Source organism: Alistipes sp. CAG:268, from assembly GCA_000434235.1.
GTDB classification, from domain to species: Bacteria; Bacteroidota; Bacteroidia; order Bacteroidales; family Rikenellaceae; genus Alistipes; species Alistipes avistercoris.
The window spans coordinates 1-11529 of sequence record FR891982.1 but is presented as its reverse complement, the minus strand read 5'-3'; the positions used below and the strand labels follow the sequence as shown (position 1 = coordinate 11529).

Here is an 11529-nt window from a genome sequence, read left to right as displayed (position 1 = left end):
CCCCCCCCCGCACAAGGACGTGCCGTCAGCGGAACGGTCCGCGACGGCAAGGGCGACCCGATTCCCGGAGCGGCCGTGACGGTCGTGGGTGGTTCGCTCGGCGTATCGACCGATGCTTCGGGCGCCTACCGCATCGAGGGGGTAGGAAGCAATGATGAGTTGGAATTCAGTTTCCTCGGTATGATGTCGCAGAAGGAGAAGGTCGGTTCGCGTACGCAGATCGACGTGACGCTGCGCGAGGACATGATCGGTCTGGAGGATGTCGTGGTGACGGGCTATACGGCCATGAAGCGTAAGGATATCACCGGATCGGTGGCTTCGGTGTCGGCCGAGCAGATCGCCCGCATCCCGGCCTACGACCTGACCACCAGCCTGGTCGGTGTGGCCGGTATCCGTGTCGATGGCGGTTCGATCCGCATCCGCGGTACGCGTTCGACCAATGCGGGCAACGACCCGCTGATCGTGCTCGACGGCATTCCCTACGACGAGACGCTCACTTCGATTAACCCGGGCGACATCGAGTCGATCGACATTCTGAAGGATGCCTCCTCGACGGCCATCTACGGTGCGAAGGGTGCCAACGGTGTGATCCTCATCACCACCAAGCAGGCCAAGAAGGGCGAGACGAAGGTCACCTACGACGGTTTCGTGGGTGTGGGCGTCAATAACTGGGGTACGCTCGACGTGATGGATGCCGACGAGTACATCGCCTTCCAGCGTGAGGCCAGCCGTGCTGCCGGCGTGTGGAACTCGCCCGAGGACGACAGCAAGGCCTTCTTCGGCGCCGAGATCGCCAACATGGGCAAGATGAACACCGACTGGATGGGCCGTTATTTCAATCAGAAGCGCCTGTGGCACAGCCATTCGCTGACCATTGCCTCGGGCAACGAAAAGACCCAGTACAAGATCTCGTTCAACTACAAGAACAACGAGGATCGCTATGAGGGCGACCACCGCGACTACTTCTACCTGACCACCGACCTGACGCATCAGGTGCTGCCTTTCCTGAAGGTGGGTATTTCGAACCGGGCGTTCTACAACGTGAGCCACGACAAGCCCGACATGTTCGACACGTTCCTCCACATGTCGCCGCTGACGCCGATCCACAACGAGGACGGCTCCTACAACGAGTATCCGTTCGGTGACCCGTTCGTGAAGAACCCCTACATGAACGAAACGGACGGCGCTTACGAGGACAAGACCGAGGAGTGGAAGATCTACATGCGTTTTTTCGCGCAGGTGGACCTCTACAAGGGCCTTACCTTCAATACCAACTTCGCCTATACGCCGGCCTTCTCCTCGCGCGGATACTACTATGACAACCGCAGCGTGGGTTACACCGACGAGCGCAACGTAGCCGGCATGCACAACAACCGCAAGGCCGACTGGGTATGGAACAACATCCTCAACTACAAGGAGACCTTCGGCAAGCACGCCATCGACGTGTCGGCCATCTTCGAGATGCAGAACCGCCAGACGGTGAACTCCTCGATGTCGGGCAAGGACCAGGAGTCGCCCGCCTACCTGTGGTACAACATGAACCGTCTGACCGACTCGAAGTCGATCAGCTCGGGCTTCATCCGCAACCAGATGGTTTCGGTCATCGGCCGCCTGCAGTATACCTTCGACGACCGCTACATCGTGACGGCTTCGTTCCGCGAGGACGGTGCCTCGCAGCTCTCGCCCGGCAACAAGTGGGCCTTCTTCCCCTCGGCCGCCGTGGCCTGGCGCATTTCGGAGGAGAGCTTCGTCAAGGACAACGTGGACTGGATTACCAACCTCAAGCTGCGCGCCAGCTACGGTATGACGGGTAACTACTCGATTGCGGCCTACGCCACGCTCGGTTCGCTCTACGGCTGCTACGCCAACTTCGGATTCGGAGGCGAAACCCACCTGCCGGGTCTGGAGCCCTCGACCCGTCCGACGCCCGACCTGGGCTGGGAGCGCAACAAGATGCTCGACATCGGTCTGGACTTCGGTTTCCTGAACGGCCGCATCTTCGGTACGGTCGAGTATTACGACTCGAAGAGCTACGACCTGCTCTACCTGAAGGTGCTTCCCTATACCACGGGCTTCAATCAGGCCTGGACGAACATCGGCGATACGCGCAACCGCGGTTGGGAGGTGTCGCTCTCGACGGTCCCCATTCAGAAAAAGGACTTCACGCTCAACGTCAATCTCTCCTACTACCGCAACAAGGAGGAACTGGTGCGCCTGCAGGATCCCAACATGAAGCAGGACCTGAACAACAACCTCTTCGTGGGCTATCCGGTGAACGGCGTGCACTACAACTACAAGCAGGTGGGCATCTGGCAGCTTGACGAGGCCGACATGGCCGCTCTCTACGGGCAGAAGCCCGGCGAGGTGAAGGTGGCCGATCTCGACGGCAACGGCGTGATCGACGGCAACGACCGCACGATCCTCGGCACGACGCGCCCCGACTGGGTCGGCGGACTGTCGATCAGCGGACAGTGGAAGAACCTCGACTTCTCGGTAGATATCTACGGCGAGTTCGGCGCCCTGGCCTATGACGGCCGCAGTACCGGCGGTTGGGCCAGCGAGCTGGGCCGCTGGAACACCTACAAGATCGACTACTGGACGCCCGAGCATCCGACCAACCGCTATCCCCGTCCGGTCGAGGGCCAGTCGATCAAGTACCTCGACGCTGCCGGCTACTATGACAACGACTACGTGAACATCCGCAACATCACGGTGGGCTACACGCTGCCCGAGCGGTGGATGGGCCGTATCGTCAAGAAGACGCGTTTCTACTTCACGATGAACGATCCGTGGGGATACAGCCAGTTCCGTGACCAGGGCGGTATCTCGTGGTGGGAGTCCTATTACATCTTCGGAGCCAGCGTTCAGTTCTAATCCTAAAACACAACGACCATGAAAAAGATAGCAACGATCCTCGCCTCCGCCGCTCTGCTTGCGGGTGTCACCGGCTGCGAAAGCTTCCTGGAGGAGGAGTCCTACGGATCGACCACCGATATTTTCAACGAGGAGAACGGACTCAAGGCGTTCGTGAACCTCTCCTATACGAAGATCAACAACCTCTACGGCGGCGACGGACAGTGGCCGCTGATGACCGAGCTGGGCACGGACATCTTCCTGCGCGGCAAGAACCAGGGCGATACGGGCCTTACGGACTACTACGGACTGGATGCCAACAACGGCAATGTCTCGTGGCTGTGGAACCACTGCTACAAGGCGCTGGCCAACATCAACATGTTCATGGAGACCATCGATACGACGCCCTTTGCCAATGAAGACGAAAAGCTGCAGTGCAAGGCCGAGATGCTCGTGATGCGCTCGATGTTCCTGTGGATCGTCACCGAGACGTGGGGCGACTCGTACCTGCCCCGCACGACCGACGAGACGGAGGGTATGGAGGCTCGCCGCTCCACGCGCGAGGACTTCTACAAGGAGATCATCGGCGGTCTGGAGCAGGTTGTCAATGAGGAAATGCTGCCCGACGAGCGCACTTCCGAGGCGGGACGCATCGACATGCCGACGGCCAAGGCTTTCCTGGCGCGCATGTACCTCTACCACGAGCAGTTCGAGGATGCCGAGCGATTGGCTTCCGAGGTGATCGACGGCCCTTACGGCTTCGAGCTGACGCCGTCGCTCAAGGACCTTTGGGCCGACGACAAGACCAACGACGAGTTCATCTGGACGACGAACTTCACCAACGACGAGTCCTATGCGCAGTATAACGGCTACTGGCAGTGGTATGCCATGTACATCGACCGCTTCCCCGGTGTGCAGACGATGCTTGACTGGACCGGTTACGGCGGTTGCCAGGCTATCCCGTCGCTTTACTACATCGACAATTTCAACCGTGAAGCCGACCTCCGCTGGCGGGATCTGCACCAGTGGGTATGGTATTACAACGATCCGGCAGACGACCGCTCGGAGTTCCCCGACAACCAGTGGCGCGAGTACATCGATACGGCGCTCTACTGCTGCCCCGACGTGCTGCCCGCAGCTGAGCGTGAGCGCATGAAGACCTGCTACACTTTCTTCGACCGCAACGACATGTACGATGCCAAGGGCGTTCCGCAGGACCGCTGGACCTTCATCGGCATGACCAAGTTCTACGACCACACCCGTCCGGGCAACATGTCCACGCTTTCGGACCGTTCCTATCCGGTAATTCGTCTGGGCGAGCTCTACCTGATCCGCGCCGAGGCCAACATCCGCCGCGCCAACCCCGATTTGAAGGCTGCCGCCAAGGATATCATGACGCTGCGCGAACGAGCCATCCGTCAGGATTCGGAGGATCCCGAGCAGAACGAGGCCTGGCGTGAGGCGATGACCGTTACCGAGGAGGACATGACCGTGGACTTTATCCTCGAGGAGCGTGCCCGCGAGCTGGCCGGCGAGTGGCAGCGGCGGCTGGACCTGAAGCGTCTGGGCAAACTCGTCGAGCGCGTGAAGCTCTACAACCCCGACGCCGTGGACAACATCCAGGACTACCATGTGGTTCGTCCGATCCCGCAGTCGCAGTTCGACGGCATGCCCGACTGGACGACCCTGGGACAGAACGAAGGCTACAATTAACCGAGTACATTCCAACCGAAGATAAAACGAGACAACTATGAAAACAATAGTCAAGAGATTGGCGCTGATGTTCTGCTGTGCCGGACTGTTCCTCGCATCGTGCAGCGACGACGGGGTGTCGGATGCGCAGCGGGCGCTCATGGAGGTGATCCGCGAGGCGGAGACGCTCATCGCCGAAGTTGAGGAGGGAACCTCCGAAGGCGATATCGCCCCGGGGTCGAAGAAGACCCTGCAGGCACGGATCGACCAGGCTTACTTCATCATGAACAACACCTCGCGCGAAGAGGGTTACACCAATGCGGCGAAACTGCTCGAGGAGGCCATTGCGGCCTTCAAGGCGAATGTCGTCAAACCGGGTATCGCACATTTCGGCCTGGGTTCGAAGATGAACCTGGGAGCCTCGTCCGACTGGGGGCTGGAGGATGCCTTCACCGTGGAGATGCGGGTCCGCTTCTCGGAGTTCGCTTCGGGTGACCAGTGCATCATCTCCAACGAGTCCGGTACCGGCGGCTTTATGGTCCGCAACAACGGCAACCAGCTGCAGTTTTACATCTACGATGCCGATGCCAACAACTGGAACGGCGGCGGATGCTGCACGATCGAACTCGATACGTGGTATCACATTGCGGCGACCTATAAGGCGGGCGGCAAGATGGTCTTCTACCTCGACGGAGTGCAGAAGAGCTCGGTAAACTGCGGCACGCTGGCCGCTTCGGCCTCCGACCTGCAGCTGGGCACCTCGCCCTACTACAGCGACCGCTACATGCGCGGCGACATCCAGAACGTCTCGATCTGGGAGGACGCCCGCACGGCCGATGAGGTGGCTTCCGATGTGAAGTGCTCGTTCACCGGCACGGAAGAGGGGCTGATGGCCTACTGGCCGCTGACGCTCAATGTCGGTACGGAGATCACCGACGAGACCGGTTCGCATGTGGCCGCGATGACCGACATCACGTGGCTCGATGCCGAATAGAACGGAAGAATATTCACGCATATAAAAACGTATAACATATGACAAACCGCAGATTTGTGCTGCTGTCCGTACTGCTGACACTGATATGGTCGGGCCTCTGGGCCCGCCCGTATCCGGTGCGGCTGTGGCAGATCGGCAAGGCCGACGGTTCGTCGTCCGAGTTTGCGCTCGACGACGGAAGCTATTCCGACATTTCGAAACGTTTCCCCGGGTGCACGGCGCTCTATACTGTCGGGCACAGTTCGGCATCGGACGTCCCGTTCGTCATTCCGGGTCCCTCCGACAGCTGGGCGGGCAATCCGCAGGGCGGGCTGCTGGTCCGTTTCGGGGTCCGCGAGGCCGATCCCGAGGCCGCATTGCGGCTGAAGCTCGACTTCGTTGAGGTCCACAGCGGTTCGGCTCCGCGGCTCGAGATCGCACTCAACGATTTCCGCACGGAGGTTCAGACTCCCGCAGGAGCCGATCAGAACTATCTCGATACGCGCAAAACCTCGTCGAAAGGCCTTTGCGCCGAGGTCGAAATTCCGGCCGGGACGCTCCGCGCGGGCGACAACATCCTCTCGGTCCGTACGGTTTCGGGCAGCTGGATGGTGCTCGACGCCGTGACGTTCGAGGCTTCGGCTCCGGTGAAGAGCGCTCCGGCGGGCGCCGGCATCTCGCTCTTTGCAGCCGAGTCCGAACCGGCGCTGATCTACGGCCGGACGCAGGATGAGCTGCTCCATCCCGTGACGCTCGACATCGCCAACTGGGATGCGAAACCCCGCAAGGCGGCATGGAGCTACGACGGAAAGGCCGGCGGTGAGCTGAAGCTCGCCCCGGGTCTGAACCGCGTGCAGGGCGGCATTCCCGAGGGGTATGACGGCCGCCGGGTGCGCTTTGCGCTCAAGACGCCGGACGGCGACCGTTCGGTCGAGACGGAGATCCTTCCGGCCGAGCGCTGGACGGTCTATCTCGTGCAGCACACCCACACCGACATCGGCTATACGAAGCCGCAGACCGAGATCCTCACCGAGCACCTGCGCTATATCGACTACGCCATCGAGTACTGCGAGGCGACGGCCGACTATCCCGACGACGCGAAGTTCCGCTGGACGTGCGAAGCCTCGTGGGCCGTGCGCGAGTGGCTGCGCATCCGTCCCGCCGAGCAGGTCGAGCGCTTCCTGCGCTTCGTGAAGAACGGCCAGATCGAAGTGACGGCCATGTTCTTCAACATGTCGGAGCTCTCGGGCGAGAATGCCTACAAGACCTTCCTGGCGCCGATCGCCCGCTTCCACGAACTGGGTATTCCGGTCGAGACGGCCATGCAGGACGACGTGAACGGCGTGGCCTGGTGTCTGGCCGACTACCTGCCCGATCTCGGGGTCAAGTACCTGACGATGGGCTCGAACGGCCACCGCGCCCTGATCCCCTTCGACCGTCCGACGCTCTACCGCTGGGAGTCGCCCTCGGGCAAGAGCCTCCTCTCGTTCCGCGCCGACCACTACATGACGGCCAATTTCTGGGGCATCGACCGCGGCGATATGGAGGGTGTCCGCAACGGGGTCTTCTCCTACATCCGCTCGCTGCGCCGCGGCGGCTACGACTTCCCGCTCATTGCGGCCCAGTACTCGGGATACTCCACCGACAACTCGCCTCCGTCGATGCAGGAGTGCGCGCTGATCCGCGACTGGAACGAGCACTACGCATGGCCCAAGCTGCGCAGCGCGACCGTACATGAATTCCTCGAGCAGATCGATACGAAATACGGCGACCGTCTTCCCGTTTACCGTGCGGCCTATCCCGACTGGTGGACCGACGGATTCGGCTCGGCAGCCCGTGAAACGGCAGCTTCGCGCAAGACGCAGTCCGACATGATCACCATCGGCGGCATGCTCTCGATGGCCGGCATGGCGGGCGATGAAGGTGTCGAGGGAATGCACGACGAGATGCGTCGCATCCACGAGAACCTGCTCTTCTATGACGAGCACACGTTCGGTGCCGCAGAGAGCATCTGGGACCCGTTGTGCGAGAACTCGCAGGTGCAGTGGGCCGAGAAGGGCTCCTATGTCTGGGAGGCGCTCAAGAGTGCGCAGATGCTCTACGAGACCTCGATCGGCCGGCTTCAGGGCGACCTGCACCGTTCGGAGCGTCCGACGCTGACCTTCTTCAACCCGCTGGGCTGGGAGCGTTCGGCGCTGACGACCGTCTACATCGACTTCGAGGTGATTCCGCGCGACCGTGCCTTCCGTCTGCTCGACGAGCAGGGCCATGCACTCTCCGTCGAGCCGATCCGCTCGCGCAGCGAGGGACGTTACTATGCCATCTGGGCCGACCGGATCCCGGCGATGGGGTACAAGACCTACGAGGTGGTGCTCGATGAGGGCCGCGCCGCCGAGCCCGAGGCTTTCGAGCCGGCCGACCATGCGGTCGAGAACGACTTCTACCGCCTGGAGTTCGACCCCGCTACGGGCGGCATCCGCTCACTCGTGGACAAGGAGCTGGGCCTGGAGCTGGTCGATGGCGGTGCCGAATGGAAACTGGGCGACTTCATCTACGAGTCGCTCGAGGGTGACCGCCACCAGATGGAGCGCAAGGTCTTCGAGCGCTACCGCCGTTCGGGGCTGCGCGACGTCCGCTTCACGGGTGCGACCACCGGCGACATCTATACGACTGTCTCGTTCCGCGGTACGGCCGAAGGGTGCGATCCCGATTTCGGCGTGCGGGTCGAGGTGCGCCTTTACAACGACGTCAAGCGCATCGATCTCCACTATGCGGCGCGCCGTCTTCCCGAGACCGATCCGTCGGGCCTCTATGTGGCCTTCCCGTTCGCCCTCGAGGGCGGCCGGCTGGCCTTCGACGTGCCGGGCGGCGTGGTCTATGCCGGAGAGAACCAGATTCCCGGAACCACGGCGTCGTGGAATACGGTCCAGAACTTTGTCTCGGTGCGCAACGACCGGGCGCAGATCCTCGTGAGCTGCGACGCCATGCCGCTCTTCATGATGGGCGAGCTGCTGAACGATCCCTACCGCCAGCCGCGCACCTATGAAAAGCCGCACCTCTTCTCGTGGGTGACGAACAACTACTGGACGACGAACTTCCGCGCCTCGCAGGAGGGTGAGCTCAACTGGAGCTACACGCTTACCTCGTGTGCCGATACGTCGAACGCCGAGGCTTCTGCCTTCGGCTGGGGCAACCGCATCCCGCTCTATGCCCGCGTGATGCCGGCGGCCGGTGCCGACAACGGCAAGGCCTGGTCGAAGTCGTTCTTCCGCACGGGTTGCGACCATGTGCTGATGACCTCGTGCTCGCCGTCGCGGGCCGGGCAGGGCGCCGTGCTGGTGAACCTCCGCGAGACCGACGGCCGTGAGGCCGAGCTCACGCTGCTCGACGCTGCGGGGAATCCGCTGACGTTCGAGGTGGTCAATGCCCTTGACGAACCGACGGGCAAGCGTACCGCATCGCTCACGCTCCAACCTTACGAAAACGTGTTCGTGCGTCTCAGCCGCTGATCCGCACATACATCCGAAGAACCGATGAACGGCCGGAAGAGGGATGGTCAGGCCCTCCTCCGGCCGTTCGGGGGCCGGTCCCGACGGACGGCCCTCCCTTTTTTGACAGGAGATTATGAAAAGACTGATTCTTTTAGCCGCAGCCTGCTGCGCTGCGACGGCCTGTGCGGATGCACCGCGACCGGCCGATTACGTGAACCCCAACCTGGGGTCGATCCACAGCCGCTGGTTCTTCTATACGCCGGCGGCCGAACCGTTCGGCATGGCCAAACTGGGTCCCTCGACCAACGGCAGCTATACCAGTCCGAGCGGCTGGGAGGCCGTGGGCTATGAGGACGGGCACACCTCGATCGAGGGATTCCCCTGCCTGCATGAGTTTCAGGTGGGCGGTGTGCTGCTGATGCCCACCGTGGGCGAGGTGCAGACCGTGCCGGGACGCCTCGAGGATCCCGATGCCGGGTTCCGCTCGCGCTTCGACAAGGCCGACGAGCACGCCGAGCCGGGCTATTATTCGGTCCTGCTCAAGGACTACGGGGTCCGCGCCGAACTGACGGCCACCACGCGCGTCGGGTTCCAGCGCTACACCTTCCCCGCATCCGAAGCCTCGAACATCCTCTTCGACATCGGCAACGCCATCGGAGAAAGCGGCCCGGTGGTCGATGCCCTTGTCCGTGTGACCGATCCGCAGCATGTCGAGGGGTATGCCGTCTACGAACCGCTCTATGCCCAGAAATACCAGCCCGGGGCTACCGTCGGAGTCTATTTCTATGCCGAGCTGAGCCGCGGGGCCGATTCGTGGCAGCTCTATCGCCGGGGCGAGACGCCCTTTGCAGGGGATGAGCTCCGCGGTGTCGGGGCCGGTGTCGCCCTGCGCTACCGGACTTCGGCCGACGAGCGGATCGAGCTCCGCATCGGACTCTCCTACACCTCGGTGGAGAATGCCCGGGCCAACCTCCGCGCCGAAGCCGACGGGCTCGACTTCGATGACGTGCGCCGCCGCACCGCCGCCAAGTGGGACGAGGGGCTGGGACGCATCGCGGTCGAGGGCGGCAGCGAGGCTGCACGCATCAAGTTCTACACGGGTCTCTACCATGCGCTGCTCGGCCGCGGCGTGGCCAGCGACGTGGACGGCTCCTATCCGCGCCATGACGGCACGGTGGGGCGGATTCCTGCCGGCGAGGACGGGCGTCCGGCCTTCTGCCTCTACAATACCGACGCCGTGTGGGGGGCCTACTGGAACCTGACGCTGCTCTGGGCGCTGGCCTATCCCGACTACTACAACGACTTCATCCGCAGCCAGCTGCTCGTCTACGACGATGCCGGATGGCTCGGTGACGGCCTTGCCTGCAGCAAGTATGTCTCGGGTGTGGGCACCAACATGGTGAGCGTGGTGATGGCCGGGGCCTACCAGTGCGGCATCCGCGACTTCGATGTCGAGAAGGCCTATGAGGCGGCCCTCAAGAACGAACTGGCCTGGGAAGACCGTCCCGAGGGGGCTGGCAAGACGGATGTCGGCGCTTTCGTCGAACTCGGCTACGCCCCCTTTGACGACGGATCGCAGCCCGATTTGCGGCCTGCCGGTTCGACCTTCAGCGCTTCGCACACGCTCGAATATTCGTTCAGCAGCTATGCCGTGGCGCAGTGGGCCAAGGCGCTTGGCCGGGAGGCCGATTACGAACGGCTCATGTGGCTGTCGAAGGGATGGGAGCGCCTGATGGATCCCGATCTGAAGCTGATCCGCCCGCGCCGGGCCGACGGTTCGTTCCTCGAGCGCTTCAATCCCCTCGAGTCGTGGCGCGGCTTCCAGGAGGGCAATGCCATGCAGTATACTTTCTTCGTGCCGGGCGATCCCGTGGCGCTCGTCGAGCGGGTCGGCCGCGAGACCTTCAACACGCGCCTCGACTCGATCTTCACGGCGGCCCGCGCCTCGATCTTCGGCGGCGGCAAGGTGGTTAATGCCTTCTCGGGCCTCGAGAGCCCCTACAACCACGGCAACCAGCCGAGCCTCCACATCTCGTGGCTGTTCAACTATTCGGGCATGCCGTGGCTCACGCAGAAGTGGACGCGGCTCATCTGCGACGAGTTCTACGGCACGGACGGCGAGCACGGCTACGGATACGGGCAGGACGAGGATCAGGGACAGCTCGGTGCGTGGTACGTGATGGCGGCCATGGGCCTGTTCGACGTACAGGGCGGTACGAGTCTGCGCCCGACCTTCCAGATCGGCAGCCCGCAGTTCGACCGGGTGGTCATCCGCAACGGACGCGGCGGGCGTTTTGTGATCGAGACCGAGGCGAACGGTCCCGAGGATTGCTACGTGCAGTCGGCCACGCTCGGCGGCAAGCCGCTCGACCGCTGCTGGTTCTTCCGCGACGAGATGACCGACGGCGCCACGCTCCGCTTGAAGATGGGGCCGGAACCCAACACGCACTGGGGCGTGGCCGAGGCTCCCAGCTATTCGAAGTGACGGTGTGCCGGGCAGCCGGCGGAGTAGACTCCGCC

5 protein-coding genes are annotated in these 11529 nt (G+C 62.7%); all 5 read left to right on the top strand.

Annotated elements, in window-relative coordinates:
* A partial coding sequence (locus QZL63_RS03085) for a SusC/RagA family TonB-linked outer membrane protein (protein WP_290585833.1) occupies nt 1-2874 on the top strand: 2874 nt, incomplete at its 5' end.
* 18 nt (nt 2875-2892) lie between these two features.
* The gene (locus tag QZL63_RS03080) at nt 2893-4566 is read left to right on the top strand and encodes a RagB/SusD family nutrient uptake outer membrane protein (RefSeq protein WP_022307868.1); all 1674 of its coding nucleotides are present in this window, start codon (nt 2893-2895) and stop codon (nt 4564-4566) included.
* 37 nt (nt 4567-4603) lie between these two features.
* Entirely contained in the window at nt 4604-5539 is a 936-nt protein-coding gene (locus QZL63_RS03075) for a LamG domain-containing protein (protein ID WP_022307867.1), read from the top strand.
* Nucleotides 5540-5577: 38 nt separating this feature from the next.
* Nucleotides 5578-9027 (top strand): polysaccharide lyase family protein, encoded by a 3450-nt coding sequence (locus QZL63_RS03070; RefSeq protein ID WP_022307866.1) that lies wholly within the window; start codon nt 5578-5580, stop codon nt 9025-9027.
* 115 nt (nt 9028-9142) lie between these two features.
* Nucleotides 9143-11494 carry a GH92 family glycosyl hydrolase gene (locus tag QZL63_RS03065; RefSeq protein WP_022307865.1) on the top strand — a complete coding sequence of 784 codons (2352 nt, stop codon included), beginning with the start codon at nt 9143-9145 and terminating at the stop codon, nt 11492-11494.
* Nucleotides 11495-11529 lie beyond the last annotated feature (35 nt).